Raw genomic sequence first — 23,644 nt, forward strand, 5'->3', positions numbered from 1 at the left:
CCCCCGAAGGAGACGCCTCTCGTGGAAGAGCTGCGCATCGAAGCCAACGGCCACCTTGGACCCATCGATTCCTCCCGTATTCCGCGCTATGCGGGAGCCGCCACCTACGCGCGCCTGCCGCGGCTGGACCAGGTCGCAAGGGCTGACGTCACGGTGGTCGGCGTCCCCTTCGACTCGGGCGTGTCGTACCGGCCGGGAGCGCGCTTCGGGTCCAACCACGTCCGGGAGGCCAGCCGGCTGCTGCGCCCGTACAACCCGGCCTGGGACGTCAGCCCCTTCGAGAACATCCAGGTCGCCGACGCCGGGGACATGGCCGTCAACCCGTTCAACATCCACGAGGCCATCGAGACCATCCAGCAGAACGCGCTGGACCTGACCGCGTCCGGCAGCAAGCTGTTGACCCTGGGCGGCGACCACACCATCGCGCTGCCCCTGCTGCGCGCCGCGGCCGAACGCGCGGGCCAGCCCGTCGCGATGCTTCACTTCGACGCCCATCTGGACACCTGGGACACCTACTTCGGCGCCGAATACACCCACGGCACACCGTTCCGCCGCGCCGTCGAGGAAGGCATCCTGGATACCGAGGCGATCAGCCACATCGGCACCCGTGGTCCGCTCTACGGCAAGAAGGACCTCGATGACGACCACCGCTTCGGCTTCGGCATCGTCACTTCCGCCGACGTGTACTACCAGGGCGTGCTCGAGACGGTCGCCAAAGTCCGCGACCGGATCGGCAACCGCCCGCTCTACATCTCGGTAGACATCGACGTGCTGGATCCCGCGCACGCGCCGGGCACCGGAACCCCGGAGGCCGGCGGCATCACCAGCCGCGAGCTGCTCGAAATTATCCGCGGCTTCCGCGGCATGAATCTGGTGGGGGCCGACGTCGTCGAGGTCGCCCCCGCGTACGACCACGCGGACATCACCGGTGTGGCGGCGAGCCATGTCGCCTATGAACTTCTCACCCTGATGGCGGACCGGGCCGTCGAAGGCGACCGGGTCGGCGCGGCAAACGGCTACGCCGCGCAGTCGCTGGGCCAGGAATCCCGCCGTCCGGCCGGCTTCTCCGCGGCGGCCACCAAGTGACCGGCGTGCGCAACGGCGGGGACCTCGTCGTTGAAACCCTCGAAGCGCTCGGTGCCAAAACCGTCTTTGGCATCCCCGGCCAGCACGCGCTGGGACTGTTCGACGCGATGGGCCGCGGGAAGCTGCACTTCGTCTCTTCCCGGGTGGAGAACAACTCGGCCTTCGCCGCCGACGGGTACTCGCGTGCCACCGGCGAAGTCGGCGTCCTCTTCCTGTCCACCGGTCCTGGCGCCCTGACCTCCCTGGCCGGGCTGCAGGAGGCCTATGCCACCGGGGTTCCGATGGTGGTGGTGGCAAGCCAGATCCCGCTCGAAGGCCTCGGCGCGCGCCGCAAGGGCATGCTGCATCAACTCGACGACCAGAAGGCCTCGGCCGCCAACGTGACCAAGAGCCAGCGCCTGATCCAGCACGCCTCCGGCATCCCCTCGGCCATCCAGGACGCCTGGACCGAGGCGATTTCCTCGCCGCAGGGCCCGGTGTGGCTCGAAATCCCGCAAAACGTCCTGCTGGATCCCATCATGGTGCCACCGGTGGAGGACGCGCTCGCCGAAGCCGCGGACAACCCGCCGCGGGTGGAGCTGGTCCGTGAAGCCGTGAAGTGGCTCTCGGAGGCGAAGCGCCCCGCCATCATCGCCGGCGGCGGCACCCGTCGCGGCCGGGCGGAAAAGTCCCTGCTCTCCATCGCGGAAAAGCTGCGCGCACCGGTGATCTGCACCCCCGGCGGCAACGGTGCGTTCCCCTGGGACCACGAGCTGTCGCTGCAGTCCTGGATCGAGGACCAGTACACGACCGAGCTGCTCGAGGACGCCGACGTGCTGGTCGTCATCGGCTCGTCGCTGGGCGAGGTCACCTCGAACTACTTCACCTTCGCACCCCGCGGCCGGATCATCCAGATCGACGCCGAACCGCGCGTTCTCGAGTCCAACCGTCCCGGCCTCGGCATCCGGGCCGACGCCGGCCAGGCGCTCGCTGCCCTCGACGACGCCCTGACGGCTCCGCACGCGGAGCGCTCGGACTGGCACGGCAGCTCACCTGCGGACCTGGTCAAGGACACCCTGGCCAAGATCAGGGCCCGGCTGGAAGCCCAGGACCTCGGCAAGGAGCTAAAGTTCATGGCCGACATCCGCGAGGCTGTTCCCGCCCAGATGCAGACGTTCTGGGACATGACGATCTCCTCCTACTGGGCATGGAGCTGCTGGGACGCCCGTGAGGGCCAGTTCCACTCGGCGCAGGGCGCCGGCGGGCTGGGCTTCGGCTTCCCCGCGGCGATCGGCGGCGCCGTCGGCCTGGAAACCACGGGCAAGTCCGGCGCTTCGGCGCGGGTGCTCGCGGTGTCCGGTGACGGTTCAGCGATGTACTCCATCTCCGAGCTGGCCACCGCGAAGCAGCACAACGTCCCGGTCACATGGCTGATCGTCGACGACGGCGGCTACGGGATCCTGCGCGAGTACATGGTGGGGGCCTTCGGCCAGGCCACGGCCACCGAGCTGGCGCGCCCCGACTTCGTGAAACTGGCCGAGGCCTTCGGCGTCCCGGCTGTCCGGGTGGCCCCCGGGGACGTGGGGGACGCACTCAAAGCATCCTTCGCCGCGGACGGCCCCAACGTCGTCGTCGTCGAAACCCTGCTGAAGATGTTTGCCCCGACGCACCTGGACGGCTAAGCGCCCCGCCAGCACGCACCCGCCAGGCCCCGCATCCACCGGATGCGGGGCCTGACGTCTGAAGGCCCCTGGGAACCTTCTTAGTTTCCCAAAGTAATCAATTTGAGGTATTGTTGCTTAGGGCAAACAATAAAGGGGCTTCCACGCATGACAGTCGCATCGACCGCTGCAGCCCAGCTGGTCAATCAAATCTTCGATCTTCAGCGCGCCGTCCGGTGCGTTTCCGCGGCCAACCTCCGCGGCGACGATACCGGGGTGGCGCTCCAGGGCGTGCTGCGCTTTGTGGGGGAGGGTGAAACCCGGGCCACGCAGCTTGCCGAACGGCTCGGCGTCAGTGCACCCGTGCTGAGCCGGCACCTTGCGGAGCTGGCAGGACAGGGCTACGTAGTGCGTCGTCCCGATCCTGAGGACGGCCGGGCCCAGCTGATTGTGCTCTCCCCGTCCGGGGCGGAGAAACTCCGCTCGATCGAGGCGCAGCGCGCCACCACCCTGCAGGGGTTCCTGCAGGACTGGAGCGAGGACGACGTCGAGGCGACCGCCCGTAACCTGAAGAAACTAGCTGAATCCCTATGGAGTTCAGCCCGGGCAAAGACGGCCGGATCCACTAACACGTCCACCTTCGTTGAGGAGTAAATCCATGGCCAGCCACGCTGCCGCCGCCGGGCCGTCCCCGGCACCCACCCCGCACTCGCATCCAGCACCCCAGGTGGTCATGAGTCACCGCCAGATCATGGAGGCGCTGACCGGCCTGCTGGCCGCGTTCTTCACCGCCATCATCAGCAGCACCATCGTGGCCAACGCGCTGCCGACCATCATGTCGGAGCTCAAGGGCACCCAGACGGACTTCGCCTGGGTCATCACGGCCGCGCTGCTGGCCAACGCCGCCACCACCCCGATCTGGGGCAAGCTGGCGGACCTGTTCGACAAGAAGCTACTGGTGCAGTTGAGCATCGTGATCTTCGTTGCTGGCTCCGTGATGGCCGGGTTCTCGCAGACAATCCCGTTCCTGCTCACGGCCCGCGTCATCCAGGGTGTCGCGATGGGCGGCCTTACGGCATTGGCCCAGGCCATCATGGGCTCGATGATCCCGCCGCGTGACCGCGGCAAGTACTCCGGCTACATGGGTGCCGTGATGGCCGTCGGCACCGCCGGCGGCCCGCTCCTGGGCGGCTTCATTGTCGACAGCCCGCTCGGCTGGCGCTGGACCTTCTTCGTCTGCGTGCCGCTGGCCGTCATCGCCCTCATCCTGCTGCAGATCACCCTGAAGCTGCCGCACGTGAAGCGTCCGGCCAAGATCGACTGGCTGGGCTCCATCCTCCTGACGTCCGGCGTCAGCCTCCTGCTGATCTGGGTTTCCTTCGCCGGCAACCCGGACTACTACGGCTGGTGGTCCTGGCAGACGGTCGCGATGGTCGGCGGCGGCATTGTCCTCCTCGCCATGCTGGTGGTCGTGGAATCCCGCGTGTCCCAGCCCATCATTCCGCTCAAGATCATCTCGGAGCGCACCACCGCGCTCTCCATCCTGGCCTCGGTGGCCGTCGGCGTCGGCATGTTCGGCTCCTCCGCGTTCCTTGGCCAGTACTTCCAGGTGGCCCGCGGCGCCAGCCCCACCGAAGCCGGCCTGCTGACGCTGCCCATGATTGCCGGCAACCTGATCGGCTCGGTGCTCTCCGGCCAGCTGATCAGCCGCACCGGCAAGTGGAAGCGCTACCTGGTTGCCGGCTCCGTCCTGCTGGTCGGCGGCCTGGGCCTCGCCGGCACCATCGACCACACCACCGAGCTCTGGCTGACCGGCCTCTACACCGCCGTGCTGGGCCTGGGGCTTGGCCTGCTGATGCAGAACCTCGTGTTGGCCGTGCAGAACACCGTCCGGGCTACGGACATCGGCACCGCCAGCGCCTCGGTAGCGTTCTTCCGCTCCGTCGGCGGCGCCATCGGCGTCTCGGTGCTGGGCGCCGTCCTGGGCAACCGGGTCAAGGAGCTCGCCAACCAGGGACTGGCCGCCGCCGGTATTCCGGTTACGGGTGGCTCCGGCGGGGGCAGCCTGGACCTCAAGGACCTGCCGCCGCAGATCCGTGACATCATGCGTGCCGCCTATGGCGACGCGACGGCCGAGATCTTCATGATTTCAGCGATCATCGGCATCGTGGCCCTGGTTGCGGTGCTCCTCATCAAGGAAAAGCCGCTGCGCCGCACCGTGGACCTCCAGCCCGAGGCTGCTGCCTCGGCTGCGGTCACCGGTTCCGGTGCCGACGTCGACGCCGGGGCAGCCGCCCACGCCGTCATCGCCTCCGGCCGCACCTCGGATTCCGGCGCTCCCGCCACCGGCATCGTCGACTTGGACCGCGAATTCCTCGAGGTCCTCACCCGGCAGCGGGCCAACGGATCCCACTTCCCGGAGGCTGCCCGGCCGGGCACGGACGACCCCCAAAACGGCGGCGGCGAGGCCAGGGCGGAGCGTGAAGGCGCCCGGCTCCGGGCCAGGACCCTGGTGGCCGAGGCTCGCGCCGACCACTCCGACGTCGTGCCCCTGCTGCTGCAGACCCAGCGGTTGCTCGCCGAGCAGCAGGTCCAGCTGGCGGATGCACTCCGCGCCGTCCACGAGCAGGCTGTGGAACAGCGCGCGATTGCCGCCGAGCAAGCCCGGGTCAGTGACCAGCTGACCACCCTTCGCCGCCAGTTGGCGAAGGAACGCAAGCTGCAGCGCGCGGCCGCCGACTACATCGCCACCCACGGCCGGCACCGCGGCGAATAAGCCACCGCTCGAAGCAATTCTGTGATGCGGCCCCGAGACTCCCCACCAGGGGAGTCTCGGGGCCGCTTTTCAGCTGTCCAAGGATTCCGTAGAGTAGGACGGCTAAGGCTGTCTGCCCCAGCTGCTGATACTTTCCTTATTCGACTTTTGCGAATTCCCTTTCGGCGTTTCATGAACCCTTGCTAAGGACCTGTGGGCATGCTTGTCACCCTCATACGGCGCTATTCCAAGCCGTACCTGCCGTATATTGCGGCCGTCGTCGTCTTCCAGTTGGCCTCCACCATCGCGGCCCTCTACCTGCCCAGCCTCAACGCCCAGATCATCGATGTGGGAGTCTCCCGTGGCGACACGGACTACATCTGGCGCACCGGCGGGCTGATGCTCGGAGTCGCCCTGATTCAGGTGGTCACCGCCGTGGCCGGCGTCTACTTCGGCTCCAAGGCGGCGATGGCCTTCGGCCGGGACCTGCGCCGGGGCGTGTTTCGCAAGGTCAGCAGCTTCTCCGCCCGCGACGTCAACGTCTTCGGCGCCCCGACGCTGATCACCCGCGGCACCAACGATGTCCAGCAGGTCCAGATGCTGATGCTGATGGGGCTGAACTTCATGGTGGCCACCCCCATTATGTGCATTGGCGGCATCGTCATGGCCATCCGCGAGGACCTCAACCTGTCCTGGCTGGTCTGGGTCTCCGTCCCGGTCCTGGTGGTCGTGGTCGGCTACCTTGTGGTCCGCCTGATGCCGCTTTTCCGCTCCATGCAGACGAAGATCGATCGGCTCAACGGCATCCTGCGCGAGCAGATCATCGGCATCCGCGTCGTCCGGGCCTTCGTCCGCGAGCCGCACGAAGCGCAGCGCTTCGGCGCGGCCAACAAGGAACTCACCGACGTGTCGCTGAAGATCGGCGCGCTGTTTGTGCTGATGTTCCCCGCGATCGGCATGATCCTGCACGTGTCCACCGCCGCCGTGCTGTGGTTCGGCGGCCAGCGCGTGGACGCCGGGGACATGCAGGTGGGGTCGTTGACGGCCTTCCTGCAGTACCTGCTGCAGATCCTGATGGCGGTCATGATGGGCACGTTCATGGCCATGATGATCCCCCGCGCGTCGGTCTGCGCGGACCGGATCGGCGAGGTGCTCGACGTCGAACCGTCCATCCACGAGCCGCTCACCCCAATCGCCCCCGCCGCGAAAGCGGGCCGGGTGGAGTTCCGGAACGTCTCCTTCGCCTACCCGGGCGCCGAGGCGCCCGTGCTGAGCGGTATCAGCTTCACCGCCGAACCCGGCCAGACCGTGGCGATCATCGGGTCCACCGGTGCGGGCAAAACCACGCTGCTGGCGCTGCTGCCGCGGCTCTTCGACGCCGCCTCCGGCGAGGTGCTGCTCGACGGCGTCCCGGTCACCCAGCTTGACCGCACCGAGATCACCGGGCGCGTCGCAATGGTGCCGCAGCGGCCGTACCTGTTCTCCGGGACCATCGAGCACAACCTGCGCTTCGGCAAGCCGGAAGCCGGCGACGAGGAACTCTGGGACGCCCTCACCGTGGCCCAGGCCGCCGACTTTGTCCGGGAGAAGAAGGACGGACTCGGTGCCCGGATCTCGCAGGGCGGCACCAACGTCTCAGGCGGCCAGCGCCAGCGGCTGTGCATTGCCCGGGCGCTCGTAACTGAACCCAAGGTCTTCCTGTTTGACGACTCTTTCTCGGCCCTGGACGTCGCCACCGACGCCCGGCTCCGGAAGGCTCTGAAGGCCAAGACCGCGGACGCCACGGTGATCATCGTGGGCCAGCGCGTCTCCACCATTGCGGATGCGGATCAGATCCTGGTGCTGGATAACGGCCGGATCGTGGACCGTGGAACCCACGAGGAGCTCCTGGCGAGCTCCGCCACCTACCTGGAAATTGTCGAATCCCAGCTGACCGCGGAGGCAATCGCGTGAGCATCAACGAAAAGCTCAGCCACGGGGCCCCGGCCGAGGCAGCCGAGGACGATTTCCACGAGGAGGAGTTCGTCCCGGGCGAGGCGGACGGCGGCATGTTCGGCGCTGTGCCGGCGAAGAAGGCCCAGCACTTCTGGCCCTCGGCCAAACGGCTGATGGGTCTGCTGAAACCCGAGCGCGCCGGCATCGCCGCCGTGCTGGCGCTGGTGACGGTCGCCGTCGTCCTCAACGTGGTTGCGCCGCGCATCCTGGGCCAGGCGATGGATGTGATCTTCGGGGGAGTGGTCGGCAAGCAGTTGCCCGCCGGCGCTACCAAGGACCAGTTCATCGCCGGACTACGCTCCCAGGGGCAGCACAACTTCGCGGACATGCTGGCCCGGATGGACGTTGTCCCCGGCCTGGGTATCGACTTCCAGAAGCTTGCTTTCCTGATCAGCGTGGTGCTGGTGATGTACTTCTTCGCCAACATCTTCCTGTGGCTGCAGGGCTATGTCCTGAACGTGCTGGTCATGCGGGTGGTGCGCAGGCTGCGTGATGACACCGAGAAGAAGCTCAACAAGCTTCCGCTGAACTACTTCGACACCCGCCAGCGCGGCGACATCCTCTCCCGCGTCACCAACGACGTCGACAACATCCAGCAGGCGCTGCAGCAGGCCTTCGCGCAACTGGTGAACTCCGCCCTGACCGTGATCGGCATCGTCATCATGATGTTCATCGTGTCCTGGCAGCTGGCGCTCATCGCCCTGATCGCCCTGCCGCTCTCCGGCGTGGCCGCCGGCATGATTGGCGCGCGCAGCCAGAAGCTCTTCGCCGCGCAGTGGAAGAACACCGGCGAGCTCAACGGCCAGATCGAGGAATCCTTCTCCGGCCACGACCTGGTCCGTGTCTTCGGCCGCGACGCCGACATGCTGGCACGCTTCGACGAGCGGAACGAAGAGCTCTACAAGGCCAGCTTCGGCGCCCAGTTCGTCTCCGGCATGATCATGCCGGTCATGCAGTTTGTCTCCTACCTCAGCTACGTGGGGATCGCCGTTGTGGGCGGCCTGCGGGTGGCCTCCGGCGGGATGAGCCTCGGCGACGCGACGGCGTTCATCCAGTACTCGCGCGAGTTCACCCAGCCGCTGGGGCAGATGGCCGGGATGGCCAACATGCTGCAGTCCGGCGTGGCCTCCGCCGAGCGGGTGTTCGAGTTCCTCGACGCCGACGAACAGGACGCCGAGACCGCCACCGAGCACCTCCCGGCCAAGACCGACGGGCACGTCGGGTTCCGGCACGTCAGCTTCAGTTACTCCCCGGACAAGCCGCTGATCGAGGACCTGTCCTTCAACGCCGAGCCCGGGCACACGGTGGCAATCGTCGGGCCGACCGGCGCCGGCAAGACCACGCTGGTGAACCTCGTAATGCGCTTCTACGAACTCAATTCCGGCAGCATCACCCTCGACGGGGTCGACATCACCCGGCTCAGCCGCGCGGAACTGCGGTCCAAGGTGGGCATGGTTCTGCAGGACGCCTGGCTGTTCGGCGGCACGATTTACGAGAACATCCGCTACGGCAAGCTGGACGCCACCGAGGAGCAGATCATGGCGGCGGCGAAGGCCACCTTCGTGGACCGCTTCGTCCGCGCACTGCCCGAGGGTTATGACACCGTCATCGATGAGGAAGGCAACAACGTCAGCGCCGGTGAGAAGCAGCTAATCACGATCGCCCGCGCCTTCGTGGCGAACCCCTCGCTGCTGATCCTGGACGAGGCCACCAGCTCGGTGGACACCCGCACCGAGGCCCTGGTCCAGAAGGCCATGGCCGCGCTGCGCACCGAGCGGACCAGCTTCGTGATTGCCCACCGGCTCTCCACCATCCGGGATGCTGACACCATCCTCGTGATGGAGGCCGGACGGATCGTCGAACAGGGCCGGCATGCGGAACTGCTGGAACTCCAGGGTGCCTATTACCGCCTGTACATGTCCCAGTTCGCCGGCGAGGACGCCGAAGCCACCGTCGTGGACGAGTCGACGGCGGTGCACAGCTGAGCGCCGCCGGGGCGGCCGACGGGTCGGGGTTGGCGGCCCAGGAGTCCGCAGCTCCCCGGCGCTTGGAGCTGCGGGTGCCGATGCGCTGGGGTGACATGGATGCGTACGGCCACATCAATAACGTGCAGCTCGTCCGGATCCTTGAGGAGGCCCGCATTGCCGCTTTCGGGCCGCCGCGCGGAGCCGGCCTGCCCGGAATCGAGCCCGAGGTGGCGCTGTTCAACGAGGTCCCGGCCGGCACCCTGGCGCTCGTCGTGGAGCACAAGATCCGCTACGTCCGGACGCTGGAATACCGCAACGTTCCCGCCGTGGTGCAGCTGTGGATCGGCGCGGTCAAGGGCGCCAGCTTCGATATCCACTACCTCGTCCAGGATCCCGTCACCGGCGAGGACTGCGTGAAAGCGAGCAGCCACTTGGTGTTCGTGGACGAGGCCACTGGGCAGGTGATGCGGCTGACCCCGGAGCAGAAGGCCAAGCTGGCGCCCTTCACGGCCGCCCGCCAGACCCACTAGTCGCTACCTGAGCGGGCCGGTTCGGTCCTAGACTGATCTGGCCGGGGGATGCACGCCGCGGGACGCCTGAAGTGGGACGCCTAAATGGCGATGCTGAACGGCGAGGCCTGAAGTGGGACGCCTGAACGACGGAATCTAGGAGCACGAATTATGGCCAAGCGAAGCAAGCTGAAGGCCCGGAAGAAGACCTGGAAGGAACTCTCTCCGCTCGCGAAGTTCGGCACCATCACGGCGGCCCTGGTCCAGGTGTCACTGCTGGTCGCTGCCCAGCGCGATATTTCACGCCGCCCGGCGGAGGAGATCCGCGGCAGCAAGGCGTTGTGGCGGGCCGCCACGCTGATCAACTTCGTCGGTCCGGGCAGCTATTTCACCTTCGGCGTCAAGCGCCCCGCGGCCATCAAATAAGCCGGCCGGTGGAGGCCCGCCGGAAGCGCGGCGGACAGCTACCGTCCGGTAGCCCCGGGACGCACGCAATGCGGGCGTCCAGCTTTAGCCTGTAAATTGAGGGTATGACCCCAGCCAAGAAGCCTGCCATGCACCGTGCCCTCGGCATCTCCAAAGAGATCGAAGACGCGGCGTGGTTCGTGCTGGGTCCGGGGTTGCTGGGTAAGGCGTCGCCGCTGGACGGTCGGACCCGGACCTGGTCCGTTCAGGCGGCAGCGGAGTTGCTGGAGCGCCTTGAACGCGGCGTCCCGGACCCCAAGGCGCCGATGATGACCAACCTCCGCGAAAACCTGGAAGGCGCCACCCGCGGGGCGAAGCAGCTGGCCGTGGAACTGTTGTTCCTGCAGTCGCTGCCGCTGGCGCATGAGGTGAAATCGCTCAAGGTTAAGCGGGCTCGCGTGGCTGAGGCAGCATCCTGGCTGGAGCCGCCGCTGGAGCTTCCCGGGGAACTGTACGCCGGCATGACGGATCACGGCGTCATCCGGGACCGTACCGCGGAATTCAACTGGACCATATGGGACCACCTGAAGTGGCTCTGCCGTTTTGTCCAGCATGTCGCCCAGCGTCCCGCCGGCGTCGTGCAGGCCGCGGTGAAGGACCCGCTGGCCTTCCATGCGCTCATCGCCGGCACCCCCGAAGACCAGCCCGCGATCCGGCGCAGCATCGAGTTCCTGGTCTGGCCGAGCTACTTCGAACCTGTCGTGGCCGACGTCGAACGCCAGGAGATCCGGGATGCCTTCGCTTCCCTGGTCGGAGGCGCCAAGGGGGACTCGGACGAGGAAGTGTCCGCGGATATCCACCGTATCCGGCTGCACCTAGACGAGCAGGCCGGGCAGCGGATCGACTGGTACTCCCGTCAACTGGTCAGCCAGTGGCGGAAGGTGGGCGATCCCGGCCGCCGCGCCTGGCTGCTGCGCAGCCACCAGGACAATGCCGAGGTGCTCGCCGCCTGGCAGGCCGAGGAAGCGGTGACGATCGACGTCGAACACCTCCGCCTGCTCGAGCCCGGCGTGACAGCCGGACTGGTCCAGCACGCCGTGGACGAGGACTACAAGCACCTCAGCTATGTGGAGCGTGAGGACACCAAGTCGGCCGTCTTCGCTTTCCTGACCGTCATGAAACCGGGCGACCTGACGCTGTACCAAAGCTCCGGCACCGTCCGGGTGGGCGTAGTACTGGGCGAACCCGAACAGCAACAGGACAACCGCAGGCTGCGCCGCAAGGTCCGCTGGTTTGACGAGGCCCACACCATGGCGGACCTGCCCCGCCACGTGCAACGGCAGCTCGCCAGCTCCGGCCTCATCGTGGACGTCACCAGGGTGATCCAGGCGCTCGACGCGCTGCTCCCTGCCGAAGCGGAGGCCGAGGAGGGCGACGGCGCCGAGCCGGCCGCCGTCGTCGCCCCCGTCCCGGAGGGCTTCAGCCCGCTGACGGAGGAGTTCGCCGCGTCCCTGCACATGGACCTGGAACCGCTGCAGGAAATCGCCGAACTGCTGGAGGACAACCGGCAACTGGTTCTCTACGGCCCGCCCGGCACCGGGAAGACCTACCTGGCCAAGCATCTGGCCGCCGAACTGGCCGGTGACCCCAGCGACGAGCGCGTCAAACTCGTCCAGTTCCACCCCTCCTACGCCTACGAGGACTTCTTCGAGGGCTACCGGCCGGACAAAACGGACGAGGGCCAGGTGTCCTTCAAACTGGTCGCCGGCCCGCTGCGCCGGCTGGCCGAGGAGGCCGCGAAGCCCGGCAACGAGAGTAAACCGTACTTCCTGATCATCGATGAGATGAACCGGGCCAACCTGGCGAAGGTCTTCGGCGAGCTGTACTTCCTGCTGGAATACCGCGACGACCGGATTTACCTGCAGTACAGCCCCACCGAGCCGTTTTCGCTGCCGGACAACCTGTACATCATCGGCACCATGAACACCGCGGACCGCTCCATCGCGATGATGGATGCCGCCATCCGCCGCCGGTTCTCCTTCATCGAGCTGCACCCCAAGACGGAGCCGGTGAAGGGCACGCTGCTGCGCTTCCTGCAGGCCCGTGGCCTGGACACGACGCCGGCGCTCCTCCTCGACGAGCTGAACAACGCGATCGACGAGTGGGACCGGGACCTCATGATCGGGCCGTCCTACTTCATGAAGAAGGCGGCCCAGACCCCCACCGGGCTGCGCCGGATCTGGAAGTACGAGCTGATGCCGCTGCTCGAGGAGCATTACCACGGCCAGCTGAACCGGGCGCAGCTGGAGGAACGGTTCGGCCTGGAGCAACTACTGGCCCGGCTTGCGCGCGTCTAGCCTCGCCGGATCCTTCCGCCACATCGTCCTGGACGAGCTGTCCGGGGGAGTGGTGGAACGGATCGACCCAGCCAGCGCCGCCTACATCAACGGCAGCGGGCTGGCCAAGGCCGCGCCGCTGGGATTGGGTTTGTTCCGGATCGAACCGGTCGGCAAGGTCGGTTCGGTGCGCACGCCCTCGATTCAGCTGGAGGTGCGGCCCAAGGAACGGCTGGGCCTGAGCCGGCTGTTGTTCCTGCTCGGCTACACGGAGAACCAGGGTTTCCGGGACGACGACGTCGCCGCCGTCGAGGACACCGACCTCTGGAGCGCCCTGGCCGAGTCGCTGGCGCAGCTCGTGGACCGTGCCCTCGGCCGCGGAGTTCTGCAGGGCTACCTGAACGTCGACGAGTCGCTGCGTACCGTCAAAGGCAGGATCCGGATCTCGGACCAGATCTCGCGCCGTCCGGGCATGCTGGTGCCGCTCGAGGTTTCCTACGACGAATTCACCGAGGACATCCCGGAAAACCGCATCCTGCGCGCTGCCCTCGAACGGATGTCGCAGGTGCCGGGAGTGCGGGCGGACGTGCTTAGCCGCTTGCGCCGGTTGAAGGGAAAGCTCGACGCCGTGACGCGGCTGCAGTCCGGCGCGCCCCTGCCGCCGTGGCGGGCCACCCGGATGAACAACCGCTACCACGCGGCCTTGCGGCTCGCGGAGGTCATCCTGCGCAACGCCTCTGCCGAGGCCGGGGACGGCAAGCAGCATTCGGCGTCGTTTGTGGTGGACATGTCCAAGGTATTCGAGGACTTCGTCGGGACCGCGTTACGGGGAGCCATGGCTGCCTACCCGGGAGAGATGCGGCTGCGGTATAACTCGATGCTGAACGAGGCGGTGCGCGACTCGGACCGGATCATGGTGCAACCGGGCGCTGTGCATCTGCTGGGCGGCCGGCCGGTAATGGTGTACGACGCCAAATACATAGCAGCATCCGACGTCGGCGCCTCCCTCTCCGCCGACCATTACCGCATGCTGGCGTACTGCACCTCGCTACGGGTGCCCACGGCGTGGCTGGTGTACGCGGGCGCGGGCGAGATCAAGCTGCGGCGGATTCTCAACACGGACATCGACGTGGTGGAATTCCCGCTGGATCTGTCCCTGCCGCCGTCGGAGATCCTGGCGTCCGTGGCGGATCTGGCGCAGCAGTCGTGGGGCGAGGTGGTGCGCCAGGCGACGATCAGCCGCTGACGTTTTCCTGCCGTCGACTAGGCGAAATCGTCCTGCGGTGTCGAGGAGACGGACAGCAGGTGGTTCAGGAGCGCTTTCTCAGGCTGTCCGGGATGATTGGCGACGTGCCAGCGGAGCTGTTCCCGGACGGCGGCCTCGTCCGGTTTCGTGTCTAGGAGGATGGCGTCGATTATGGCGGAAACCTGCCGGCGCAGCGGCTCCAAATCCTCGGCGGGTTCGGGGCTTCGAAAGGCGTGCCGGGTGTGGTTCTCGGCGGACAACATCAAGTGCGGCATGGTGCTTCTCCTGCGGAGTAATGAGTACCCCAGCGTACTGGCCAATAGAGTCCTAGTCCCCGAGCTTTGATCTTAGCTTAGGCAGGCCTGTCTGTCTCGCCTGAAGCGGGCAGACCTGCAGGGCTATTCCGACCGGGGCTCGGTGCTGCTGAGATTACCGGTGACCGTGCGCTCATTCTTGATCTCGGGCGCGAAATTATTTCGCGTCGCGGCCCGGGGAGTGGCCGGTGGCGGAGCCCGGGGAGGGCCCCTGCGGTTCGGGCAGTCAGGCCGGGCCGGTGAGGAACGCGTCGAGCCGGTGTTCCATGGCGGACAGGTCCTTGAGTTCGCATTCCCAGACGGTGAGCACTTCCCAACCGGACCTTTCGAGCAGGTGGAGCTGTTCGGCGTCGCGGTTCCGGGTTACGTCCCGCTGAGTGGTGGAGTTTGCCTCGACACCATGCGGGTCAGTCATTTGATTATGCTGCCGTGAGTTCTGGGAGCAAAATCGCCTCCTCTGCCGGTTCGACGGCGGCGGTGTTCATGGCCTTGAGTTCGGCCATGGAGGCCTCGGAGAGGTAGCGGCGGTCGCCGGCTTCCCATTCGTCGTGTTGCTCGACGAGGACCGCGCCGGCGAGCCGGAGAAGGGCAGCGGGGTTGGGGAAGACCCCGACGACGTCGGTGCGTCTTTTGATTTCTTTGTTGACCCGCTCCATGGGATTTGTGGACCAGATCTGGCGCCAGTGTCTGGCCGGGAATCCGGTGAACGCGAGGACGTCGTCCCGGGCGTCGCCGAGCATCGCGGCGACCTTCGGATGGGATTTGAGGAGCATCCGGGTGACTTCGTCGAATTGGGTGTTCACGTGCCCGGCGTCGGGCTGGGCGAAAGCGGTACGGATGATCGAGGCAACCATGTCCTGGGATCCCTTCGGCACGGTCGAGAGCACGTTGCGCATGAAATGAACGCGGCAGCGCTGCCACGCCGCGCCCTGGAACACCGTGCCGATGGCTTTCTTCAGGCCGCTGTGGGCGTCGGAGATCACCAGCTTCACGCCGTCCAGCCCGCGGGCCTTCAAGGACCGCAGGAACGCGGTCCAGAATCCCTCGTTCTCGCTGTCGCCGACGTCGAAGCCCAGGACTTCCCGCCGCCCGTCCGCGGCCACGCCGAAGGCGACCACAACCGCTTGGGACACGACGCGGTGCCCGACGCGGGCCTTGCAGTAGGTGGCGTCGAGGAACACGTATGGGTAGTCCATGACGGAGAGGTCGCGGTCCCGGAACGCGCCGACTTCGTGGTCCAGGTCCTCGCAGATCCGGGACACTTCGGACTTGGAAATCCCGGTGTCGGCCCCGAGCGCTTTGACCAGATCATCGACCTTGCGGGTGGAGACCCCGTGCAGGTAGGCCTCCATCACGACCGCGTAGAGGGCCTGGTCGACGCGCCGGCGCCGCTCCAGCAAGGCCGGGAAAAACGACCCGGCCCGCAGCTTAGGGATCTTCAGGTTCAGGTCCCCGGCGGTGGTCGTCAACGTCCTGGACCGCGACCCGTTGCGTTGGGTGGTGCGTGCCTCGGAGCGTTCGAACGGGGCGGCGCCGATGAACGCCGTCGCCTCCGCGTCGATGAGCTGCTGGTAAAGGGTTTCGGTCGCGGTGCGGATCCGGTCGGAGACATCGGTGAGTTTCAGTTGGCCAAGGAGGTCAAGCAGGGCAGACTGGTCTAGAGCCATCGTGTGTTTGTGTCCTTTGTGAGTTCTTTGATCGGTACTCACTGACCATCGCACGATGGCTCACTACGTCGCCGGAGCAACGCGCAACTGCGGAGATCTACACCACTCCACGGGACGTAACCCGGTTCCGGGTGCGGGTCCGCTTGGCCTGCCAGAACTCGGCGTTGGATTTGGGCGCATGCTGGCCTGCCCGACAGTCGTGGAAGTGCCAGAAGCAGCCGTTCACGAAGATGACTTTGTGGCGCCCGGCGAACACCAAATCTGGATTTCCGGGCAGCTTACTGCCGCGCGTGGTGCCGTGCAGCCGGTACCGGTAGCCCTTGGCGTGCAGCAGCCGGCGGATTAGCAGTTCGGGCTGGGTGTTTTTGCCCCGGATGCGGGACATGTTCCAGCTGCGCCGCTCCGGGGTCAGACTGTCCGCCATGGTTTAAGTTTAGGCAGCGGTCATCTGATGAGGATATTTTTTAAATCTCCCGCTCGGGGTGTTCGCCGAACTGGAAGTGGCGGCCTGTGACCGACGTCGGCTCGATTTCGACGTAGAAGTCCTTCAGCGTCGGCACCCACGGTTTGAGCCCCAGTGCCTCGGCTGCGGCGATGTCCGCCGACTGCTCCAAGGTACGTGCCGTGCCGCGGAGCACAACCGACCAGGCCTCATCGGAGAGGATGCCGTCGGTTTCGAACAACACCTTCGAATTGATGGTCAGCTCGGCCAGCTTGTTACCGGGCGCCGTGCGGAGGTAGAGCTTCCGGTTACTGATCGCGTAATTCACCGGAAAAATGTCCGGTTCGCCGGCCACGGTGACGACGAGCCGGCCGTGTTTCGTTCCTTCGATCAGTTTCCAGGTTTGGTCGTCGGTCAGGTCAAGGATTGGGCTGCCTTCTGCGTGTTCAAACATCATGGGCTCATTGTTCTATCCGCCGTAGAAAAAGGCTAGAGGCCATAGGGTGGTCGTTTTTCGGGCGGCTTTCGCGGGGCCATAACGGGTTGGCGGAGCCCTCGCGCTGGTGGCTGCCGGGCGGACTTGCTGTGGATAACTTCTACCGACCGAATGTGATCTCAGTTACCCTTAGGCATTGTTTGGATTCCGGCGTCTTGATTTTCTATCGGGGGATTAGCTGAACATGACATTCCGCACTCCAATCGCCGACCGCTGGCGCGGCGCCGCTGCCGCTCTGCTCACCGGCCTACTTCTGACGGCAACGGCCTGCACCGGTGGCCAGGCGTCCCCGAGTGCAGAGCCGCCTGCCGGGTCGCCTGCCACGTCAGCTTCCGCAACCCCGACTCCGACGCCGACGCCGACCCCGACCGCCAGTTACAAGCCGGCCGACGCCACCGGGAGGGCACAAAACGTCCCGGTGCCTGTGCTTCCCGAGGCAGCGAAGGCGCAGACGAAGGAGGGGCTGGAGGCCTTCGCACGGTACTGGTATCAACTTTTGAACTACGCCTATGAAACGGGCGACCTTTCCCGTATCAGCTCCATCTCCAGCGGAACTTGTGCCCTATGCGGAAAGGTATTTCCCGGCATCAAGACGTGGAATGCGGAGGGAAAGTGGATAGTCGGAGGCACCGTCACAGTGCTCGCCGTCCAGTCGACCTTCGTGCGAACCGCGGCTGGCAATTTTCAGGTGGCCGTTCAGTCACAACAACGATCAGGCTCGTTGAAGAATGCAGACGGTTCCGATGGCCAGACGGTGGAGGAATCAGAGATTCTGGGTGACCTTATGGTGGCCAACTACGAAAAGGGGAGCTGGACGGTTCAAAATGTGGACAGGCTTGGTAGCTAGGGGATGCGATCCATTCCAGTCCTATTCCGAATCCTCAGCAGTGTGCTCGTTGCCATGATCACGCTCATGACCGGTGCCGGCGTAGCGTCGGCCAGCGATTCAGACGTTTCCTGGAGTAAGTCCGGTCTCGGAGTCTGGCGCTACGACGCAGGTGCCGATGTGTGGGTTGACGCCCCCGGAGCGGTGTCAGAAGACCCGAACGCCTACAAGTTTGAGTATCTTTGCCTCGACGATGCCATGAATGACTTTGACATTGCATGCCTGGGAGGCGCCGTCCGATGCGATCAGGCCAGCAACGGACGGCCGGTCAGATGGTTCGCTTCCTTGAAAGTCTTTTCACCGCCAATTTGGTCCGCGATTCGACCCGACCGATGTGTCTACGTAGAACAACCCGATGACGTCATGGGCAAGATCGCCGCCCAAATCCAAACCAAGTTTGAGCAACTTCCAGTCCTGGCCGGAACTTCTGTCACCCAGCCAAGCCCGCATACGCTAAGGGGGGCAGAGACGAATTTCTATGCACAGGCCGTGGAGCAGTCGTTCGACGTCGACATGCTGGGCCAAAGGGTTGCGATCGTAGCCAAACCTGTTCAGTACACCTGGAACTACGGTGATGGCTCCGCCCTTGGTCCAACCACAATCGCCGGCGGACCGCTGCCGCAGGACCGTTGGGGCGAAAAGACAGCCACCAGTCATGCCTACAGCCAAACCGGCGACTTCTCGGTGGCCCTGACCACCCATTTCCAAGGCACGTATTCCGTCAACGGCGGACCGCCGCTTCCCATCCCGGGCCAAGGGCAGTTCAGTTCCCCGGCACAGACCGTGAGCGTTTGGCGGTCCATCACGCGGAACTACGCGGACGATTGCCTGCAGAATCCGCAGGGCTCCGGCTGCCCGGGAGCGCCGGCCTCCCGCTGAACCTCGTGTGAGCCGAGTCTCGAACGGAATAGGCGCGCCCAAGGAGGAGTTTCCGCCAGTGAACCCAATCCACTGCGAAAGGAACTGCGCATGCTGTTCTCCCCCATGAATCTCGGCCAACTGGAACTGCCCAACCGCCTTGTGATGGCGCCGCTGACCCGCATACGCTCCGGCAAGGAAGGCATCCCCGGCCCGCTGGTGGTCGAGTACTACCGGCAGCGCGCCTCGCTCGGCCTGATTGTAAGCGAAGGGATCTACCCCAGCCCGGCCGGCCGTGGCTTTCCGGGCCAGCCAGGTCTGGTCACTGAAGAACAGCTCAAGGCCTGGGCCGCCGTCACCGCCGCGGTGCACGCCGAAGGTGGCAGGATCTTCGCCCAGGTCATGCATGCGGGTCGCGTCACGCATGAGGCCACCAATGGCGGCCACGAGGTAGTCGCCCCGAGTGCCATCGCCATCGACGGAGAGACCCGCACTTATGACGGCAAGAAGGCCTACCCGGTGCCGCACGCCCTGACAGCAGAAGAGCTGCCCGGCATCCGCGAGGAGTTAGTTCTGGCAGCCCGCAACGCGATTGAGGCCGGGTTCGACGGCGTCGAGCTGCACTCCGCCAACGGCTACCTTTTGCACGAATTCCTGACATCGGCCGCCAACCAGCGCGACGACAACTACGGCGGCTCACCGGAAAACCGTGCCCGCTTCGTCGTAGAGGTCACCCAAGCCGTTGTGGACGCCATCGGTGCGGACCGCGTCGGCATCCGGATCTCACCGGAGCACAACGTCCAGGGCGCCCTGGAGTTGGACGCCGCCGACGTCCGCGAAACCTACGGCTACCTGGTGGACGCCCTGGCCCCGCTGAAACTGGCGTACCTCAGTGTTCTTCACAAGGATCCCGGCAGCGAACTGGTTCAGGACTTGCGCTCGCGTTTCAATGGGACCTTCATGCTGAACACGGGCTTCGGCGTCATCACGACCCGGGAAGATGCCACGTCGATCGTTTCGGATGACCTCGCCGACGCCGTGGTCGTTGGGCGCCCCGCCATCGCCAACCCGGATCTGGTCCGCCGCTGGCGCGAGGGGCTGCCCGTGAACGAGCCGGATCCGGCCACTTTCTACAGCGACGGCGCCGAGGGCTACACCGACTACCCGGTCTACCAGAGCTCGAACTAGGGTCGCACGCCAGGCTAACAGCTGCGGGACATGCCCAGCGCGTGCCTCGAACAGTGGACAGAATGCCATTCTGCCCACTGTTCGTCCTTAAGGATGGGCATGTCCCTAGAGATGGCTTGCAGGCGCGGGGCATGCACTGCGGGGTCGTCGAAAAATGGACATGCCCGTCGGGGGGCTCAAAAAATGGGCATGTCCTTAAGGGGCGGCAGGCACTGACCGCTGGCAGAGGCCGATGAAGCCGCCCAGCTGTTCCAGGCCTTCCGGGTGGGCCGGCATGAAGTTCGTCAGCTCCGGGGAACGGACGACGACGGCGCGCCACTGCCCACGCGATACCGCAACGTTGATCCGGTTGCGGGAAAGCAGGAACTCCATGCCCCGCGGTGCTTCGGCCACCGCCGAGCACGCCATCGAGATGATCACCACCGCGGCCTCCTGGCCTTGGAACTTGTCCACGGTTCCGACCCGCACCTCGTACATGCCCGCCCGGTCCAGCGCATCGCGTATGAGGTTCACCTGGGCGTTGTAGGCGGCCACCACCAGGATGTCCGCAGCGTCCAGGGGCCGCGTCTCCTCCGGGGTGTGCCAGAGCAGGCGGAGGTGGCGCCTCACCTGCCGCACTACCTCGGCGGCTTCCTCCGGCGATGACGTCGTGTTGCCAGCATGGCGCACCATGATCGTTTCGATGCCGGCAGGAACTCCTTCCAGGCGGCGAAGGTCAGCGGAGGGTGCGGACCGCAGCCTGCCCTCGTAGGACAACTCGGACACCGCCCGGCACAGTTCGGAGTTCATCCGCCATGAGTCGGCCAGAAAATAGCCAAGCTCCGGCGGGAGCGTAGGGTGCCCGGCGGAAATCCAGCCAAGGGCCGATTCGTCGACCGGCTCCGGGTGCCTGCCCTGGCTGACCTGCGGCAGTTGCTGCGGGTCGCCGAGCAGCAGTAGCCGGCTGCTGGCCTGGGCCACCGCCAGCGTGTTGGCCAACGAGAACTGTCCGGCCTCGTCGATCACCAGCAGATCCAGCGAGCCCGGCGGGACGGTGGCGCCGGTCATGGTCCAGGCGGTGCCGCCGACCAGGGCGCCGCCCGGGGAAGCCAGCAGTTCGGCGACGTCCTTGGCGGTGCGCGACTGCCAGGGCAAGGGATAGTCGTGCTTCACGTTCTTCGCCACCAGGGCCGGGCTGACCCCGGCCTTCGCGACGGCAGTCTTCAGCAGATTCTCCACGACGGCGTGCGACTGGCCGACGACCCCGACCTTCCAACCCCGGGCGACGAGCCGGGAAATGACGTGCGCGCCTACATGGGTCTTGCCGGTTCCGGGAGGACCTTGCACGGCCAGATAAGAGTGGTCGAGGCGCAGGACCGCGGCGGTGATGGCGTCAACAAAACGGTCCGGACCGTTGCCCGGCTGCGGCAGCGGCGCACTTCCGGTGAGCCTCGGAGGCAGCCGCCGGGCCAGGTCCAGCGCGGGGTGGCGCGGGATGATACCGGAGATCAGGGCCACAGCGACCGTGGCGGCGAGGACCTCCAGCGCCTGCTCGAGGCTCTTGGTGGCGAGCGGCTGATCCTCGGTCAGGGCGATGGGCAGGTCATTGTGGGGTGGGATGTTCCGGTGCAGGCGGTCCCGAATGATGACGGTGTCTCTGCCGTCCTCATGTCCAAGTTCCAAGACCTCCGTACCGAACCAGCCGCTCCGGCCCGTCCCGTCCTTGCCGGTGCCCTCGAGTCCCGCGGGAAGCGGCAGTCCGTACATGCGGAACCACTTGCTGCCCTCGCGCAGGTCCGAGCCGGGGCTCACGGTACCGGTCAGCCTGACGCGCCGCTCGGGCAGTCTCCTGCCCGCTTGTTGCCAATCATCAAGGATTTCCGCGGACTCGACCAGGAACACGTTCCGGTCGCGCTCGTGCGTGTCCGGCCCCTGCTCACACCGGTCGAAGTGCGCCCACCAGAACGATTTGCGCTCGCGGCGGTGGTAGCTCACGGCGGCTGCCAGCATCGCGACCGCCTTCCGGTCGTCGGCGGACAAGCCGCTGCCCGGTTCGGCAGACGCCATCAGCGCCGCCTCGGCCGGCCCGAGCGCCGCCCCGCCGGTCTCGGACCCGCCGGTCTGGGACCCGCCGTCGTCCCCCAAGCCGCCGTCCCCGGAACCGCCGTCATCCGTTGCGTCGGAGTCAGCCGGGCCGGAGCCTCCGCCGCGCGGCTCGATGCCGCGTTCCTTGGCCCGCCGGAGCAGCCAGTCCCGCAGTTCCAGTGTCGAGAGGCAGTCGTATTCGTTGTAATCGGAGATGTCCGCGAGAATCGCGGCGGCGTCGTCGGCCCGGCCGGCGTCGCGGGCCTCGCAGTAGTGCGCGTAGGCCACCACCGAGGCGCCGGCGTCCTTCACCTCGCCGGAACGCAGGTTGGTGCCCATGTAGAGCGGCTCGAGTTTTTTGATGCTGTAGGAGTTTTCTGAGATGCGGATGCTGTTCCGGACCGTCTGGTAGAGGTCCACGAGCAGCCCCTCGCGGAGCCACTCGTCCACGATGTCCTCGCCGGCCACATGCAACACCGAGAGCTTGCGCAGCGCAGTTTTCTCGTACGGGGCGTAGTGGTAGACGTGCATGTCCGGGTGGTCCTGCCGGCGCTTCTCCACATAGTCCAGGAAGTCCAGGAATGCCTGCTTTTCCGCCGCCCGGCTGTGCGCCCAGAACGGCCGGAATGCCCCCGCTTCGCCCGGCCGAACCGGTGCCTCGATCACGCCGAACAGGTACTCAAGCCCCCACACCCCGGTGGCGCTTTCCTGCCACAGCGGATCGCCCTCGAAATCGAAGAAGATATCGCCGGGACTGGGCGGCGGCAGTTCTGCCAGCGTGTTCTGCGGCACGACGGCGTAGCGCAGGGTGTGTTCTTCGCCGTCCTTGACGTATCGGACTTCTCCGTCCGTGGGGCTAACGCCGCTTTGGATCCGCGCCTGTTCCTGCAGGCGCAGCAACGCGGGGGTGGGCCGGGCCAGGGTCGCCTGGGCAAGGCCCTTGACCGTCCGGATGCCGCGTTCGTGCAGATGCCTGCGTTGCGCCGAGTTCATCCGGGCCACCAGGAGCAGATCGTCGGTGGCTTTGACTTGTTCCTGGCAGTAGTCGCAACGGCCGCAGGCGGTGACATCCTCCGCCCCCCAGCGGACTGTGTCGGCCCGGGCGACGTGGGCGGCGGTCAGGGCCAGGAAACGCTCGCGCCGCTCCCGGAACACCGGCAGGATTTCGGCGAGCTGGTGGTGGCTCCGGACGTAGTCGAATCCGCCGTCGGCCAACTGAACCGTGGCACCGAGGACCAGCGTAACCACAGGATCCACCCGGATGCCGGCCTTCAACAGCTGGTCACCGTACGCGGCAAGCTGCAGCAACGCGGTCACCTTGGCATGCCGGGCCAGTTTGGTGTCGAACACCGCGTAGCCGCCGTCGGGGCGCCGCACCAGGAAATCGGAGCGGCCGTGGAACTGGCCATCGAAGAAGGCGGCCTGGAAGACGACGTCGGCCCCCGCTCGCAGCGCCTCGATGGATTCGTGGTGCTTGGCCATCAGGGTGGCGCGGTCCATGGCGGCGGCGGGAACGACGTCGTACACGCCGCCGCCGCGGGCCGGATCCCACGCCCCGAACTCGGCGACAAACCCGTCCAGGACCTTGCGCTCGTGGACGTCACCCAGCGCAGCCGCGTGCAGGAGCATCTCATCGGTGCCGAAGTCCGCCTTGGCGGAGCGGCCCAGCTTCTCATCGAGCTTTCGGAGCAGCTGGTACTCGCAGCCCGCGGCCACCACCAGGTCGCTCGCGGAGAAGACCAGGTCCGGCGCCGCGTCCGGTACCTCCGGTTCAAGAAAAAACACTGCGC

18 protein-coding genes and 1 pseudogene are annotated in these 23,644 nt (G+C 66.4%); 13 read left to right on the top strand and 6 right to left on the bottom strand.

The features are described 5' to 3' along the window. Window positions 1–21 precede the first annotated feature (21 nt). The 10 genes from speB (at window position 22) to ABIB14_RS02150 (ending at window position 13,939) form a co-directional block, all read left to right on the top strand. Entirely contained in the window at window positions 22–1,086 is a 1,065-nt protein-coding gene (gene speB / locus ABIB14_RS02105; protein ID WP_354233705.1) for an agmatinase, read from the top strand. Beyond that, a complete protein-coding gene (locus ABIB14_RS02110; RefSeq protein WP_354233707.1) occupies window positions 1,083–2,747 on the top strand; it encodes a thiamine pyrophosphate-binding protein in 1,665 nt (554 codons plus the stop codon). Before speB ends, ABIB14_RS02110 begins: the two co-directional genes overlap by 4 nt. Window positions 2,748–2,894: 147 nt before the next feature. Beyond that, window positions 2,895–3,380: a MarR family winged helix-turn-helix transcriptional regulator gene (locus ABIB14_RS02115; RefSeq protein WP_354233709.1), complete on the top strand. Its 486-nt coding sequence runs from the start codon at window positions 2,895–2,897 to the stop codon at window positions 3,378–3,380. 79 nt (window positions 3,381–3,459) lie between these two features. Continuing rightward, on the top strand, window positions 3,460–5,502 hold the full coding sequence (locus tag ABIB14_RS02120) for an MFS transporter (RefSeq protein ID WP_354233849.1): 2,043 nt from the start codon (window positions 3,460–3,462) through the stop codon (window positions 5,500–5,502). Between the two features lie 198 nt (window positions 5,503–5,700). Further along, the gene (locus ABIB14_RS02125; protein ID WP_354233711.1) at window positions 5,701–7,434 is read left to right on the top strand and encodes an ABC transporter ATP-binding protein; all 1,734 of its coding nucleotides are present in this window, start codon (window positions 5,701–5,703) and stop codon (window positions 7,432–7,434) included. Window positions 7,435–7,529: 95 nt separating this feature from the next. Then, complete coding sequence (locus ABIB14_RS02130) at window positions 7,530–9,461, top strand: ABC transporter ATP-binding protein (RefSeq protein ID WP_354233850.1); 1,932 nt, start codon at window positions 7,530–7,532, stop codon at window positions 9,459–9,461. 80 nt (window positions 9,462–9,541) lie between these two features. Next, entirely contained in the window at window positions 9,542–9,973 is a 432-nt protein-coding gene (locus ABIB14_RS02135) for an acyl-CoA thioesterase (RefSeq protein ID WP_354233851.1), read from the top strand. A 150-nt stretch (window positions 9,974–10,123) separates the two neighbouring features. Then, window positions 10,124–10,378 (top strand): hypothetical protein, encoded by a 255-nt coding sequence (locus ABIB14_RS02140; RefSeq protein ID WP_354233713.1) that lies wholly within the window; start codon window positions 10,124–10,126, stop codon window positions 10,376–10,378. A 104-nt stretch (window positions 10,379–10,482) separates the two neighbouring features. Next, complete coding sequence (locus tag ABIB14_RS02145; RefSeq protein WP_354233716.1) at window positions 10,483–12,714, top strand: McrB family protein; 2,232 nt, start codon at window positions 10,483–10,485, stop codon at window positions 12,712–12,714. After that, on the top strand, window positions 12,701–13,939 hold the full coding sequence (locus tag ABIB14_RS02150; RefSeq protein ID WP_354233718.1) for a 5-methylcytosine restriction system specificity protein McrC: 1,239 nt from the start codon (window positions 12,701–12,703) through the stop codon (window positions 13,937–13,939). The genes ABIB14_RS02145 and ABIB14_RS02150 overlap by 14 nt, the downstream gene beginning before the upstream one ends. Before the next feature lie 17 nt (window positions 13,940–13,956). On the opposite strand, the gene ABIB14_RS02155 is transcribed toward ABIB14_RS02150, so the two are convergent. The 5 genes and pseudogenes from ABIB14_RS02155 to ABIB14_RS02175 all read right to left on the bottom strand — a co-directional run bounded on the left by ABIB14_RS02155 (window position 13,957) and on the right by ABIB14_RS02175 (window position 16,819). Beyond that, window positions 13,957–14,214, bottom strand: a complete 258-nt coding sequence (locus ABIB14_RS02155) for a hypothetical protein (protein WP_354233720.1) — start codon at window positions 14,212–14,214, stop codon at window positions 13,957–13,959. 265 nt (window positions 14,215–14,479) lie between these two features. Next, window positions 14,480–14,668: a PDDEXK family nuclease gene (locus tag ABIB14_RS02160; protein WP_354233722.1), complete on the bottom strand. Its 189-nt coding sequence runs from the start codon at window positions 14,666–14,668 to the stop codon at window positions 14,480–14,482. Window positions 14,669–14,672: 4 nt separating this feature from the next. Beyond that, window positions 14,673–15,920: an IS256 family transposase gene (locus ABIB14_RS02165; RefSeq protein WP_354233724.1), complete on the bottom strand. Its 1,248-nt coding sequence runs from the start codon at window positions 15,918–15,920 to the stop codon at window positions 14,673–14,675. A gap of 121 nt (window positions 15,921–16,041) precedes the next feature. Then, window positions 16,042–16,344, bottom strand: a pseudogene (locus tag ABIB14_RS02170) (very short patch repair endonuclease); the annotation flags it as partial. 40 nt (window positions 16,345–16,384) lie between these two features. Beyond that, on the bottom strand, window positions 16,385–16,819 hold the full coding sequence (locus tag ABIB14_RS02175) for a pyridoxamine 5'-phosphate oxidase family protein (RefSeq protein ID WP_354233726.1): 435 nt from the start codon (window positions 16,817–16,819) through the stop codon (window positions 16,385–16,387). 223 nt (window positions 16,820–17,042) lie between these two features. Between ABIB14_RS02175 and ABIB14_RS02180 the strand changes: the two genes are divergently transcribed. The 3 genes from ABIB14_RS02180 (at window position 17,043) to ABIB14_RS02190 (ending at window position 19,790) form a co-directional block, all read left to right on the top strand. Next, window positions 17,043–17,705: a DUF6318 family protein gene (locus ABIB14_RS02180; RefSeq protein WP_354233728.1), complete on the top strand. Its 663-nt coding sequence runs from the start codon at window positions 17,043–17,045 to the stop codon at window positions 17,703–17,705. Window positions 17,706–18,107: 402 nt separating this feature from the next. Further along, complete coding sequence (locus ABIB14_RS02185; protein WP_354233730.1) at window positions 18,108–18,623, top strand: PKD domain-containing protein; 516 nt, start codon at window positions 18,108–18,110, stop codon at window positions 18,621–18,623. A 90-nt stretch (window positions 18,624–18,713) separates the two neighbouring features. Further along, window positions 18,714–19,790 (top strand): alkene reductase, encoded by a 1,077-nt coding sequence (locus ABIB14_RS02190; protein ID WP_354233732.1) that lies wholly within the window; start codon window positions 18,714–18,716, stop codon window positions 19,788–19,790. A gap of 195 nt (window positions 19,791–19,985) precedes the next feature. Here ABIB14_RS02190 and ABIB14_RS02195 read toward each other — a convergent pair whose 3' ends face one another. Continuing rightward, window positions 19,986–23,639 (bottom strand): TM0106 family RecB-like putative nuclease, encoded by a 3,654-nt coding sequence (locus ABIB14_RS02195; RefSeq protein WP_354233733.1) that lies wholly within the window; start codon window positions 23,637–23,639, stop codon window positions 19,986–19,988. Between the last annotated feature and the right edge of the window lie 5 nt (window positions 23,640–23,644).

Origin of the sequence: Arthrobacter sp. UYEF3 (assembly GCF_040546245.1) — a bacterium.
Lineage (GTDB): Bacteria > Actinomycetota > Actinomycetes > Actinomycetales > Micrococcaceae > Arthrobacter.

Bases quoted from the DNA above. Each gene is read 5' to 3' on its own strand.
- ABIB14_RS02115 (WP_354233709.1), top strand. From the start codon at position 2,895: ATGACAGTCGCATCGACCGCTGCAGCCCAGCTGGTCAATCAAATCTTC.
- ABIB14_RS02120 (WP_354233849.1), top strand. From the start codon at position 3,460: ATGAGTCACCGCCAGATCATGGAGGCGCTGACCGGCCTGCTGGCCGCG.
- ABIB14_RS02125 (WP_354233711.1), top strand. From the start codon at position 5,701: ATGCTTGTCACCCTCATACGGCGCTATTCCAAGCCGTACCTGCCGTAT.
- ABIB14_RS02130 (WP_354233850.1), top strand. From the start codon at position 7,530: ATGTTCGGCGCTGTGCCGGCGAAGAAGGCCCAGCACTTCTGGCCCTCG.
- ABIB14_RS02135 (WP_354233851.1), top strand. From the start codon at position 9,542: ATGCGCTGGGGTGACATGGATGCGTACGGCCACATCAATAACGTGCAG.
- ABIB14_RS02140 (WP_354233713.1), top strand. From the start codon at position 10,124: ATGGCCAAGCGAAGCAAGCTGAAGGCCCGGAAGAAGACCTGGAAGGAA.
- ABIB14_RS02145 (WP_354233716.1), top strand. From the start codon at position 10,483: ATGACCCCAGCCAAGAAGCCTGCCATGCACCGTGCCCTCGGCATCTCC.
- ABIB14_RS02155 (WP_354233720.1), bottom strand. From the start codon at position 14,214: ATGCCGCACTTGATGTTGTCCGCCGAGAACCACACCCGGCACGCCTTT.
- ABIB14_RS02160 (WP_354233722.1), bottom strand. From the start codon at position 14,668: ATGACTGACCCGCATGGTGTCGAGGCAAACTCCACCACTCAGCGGGAC.
- ABIB14_RS02165 (WP_354233724.1), bottom strand. From the start codon at position 15,920: ATGGCTCTAGACCAGTCTGCCCTGCTTGACCTCCTTGGCCAACTGAAA.
- ABIB14_RS02175 (WP_354233726.1), bottom strand. From the start codon at position 16,819: ATGATGTTTGAACACGCAGAAGGCAGCCCAATCCTTGACCTGACCGAC.
- ABIB14_RS02180 (WP_354233728.1), top strand. From the start codon at position 17,043: ATGACATTCCGCACTCCAATCGCCGACCGCTGGCGCGGCGCCGCTGCC.
- ABIB14_RS02185 (WP_354233730.1), top strand. From the start codon at position 18,108: ATGGGCAAGATCGCCGCCCAAATCCAAACCAAGTTTGAGCAACTTCCA.
- ABIB14_RS02190 (WP_354233732.1), top strand. From the start codon at position 18,714: ATGCTGTTCTCCCCCATGAATCTCGGCCAACTGGAACTGCCCAACCGC.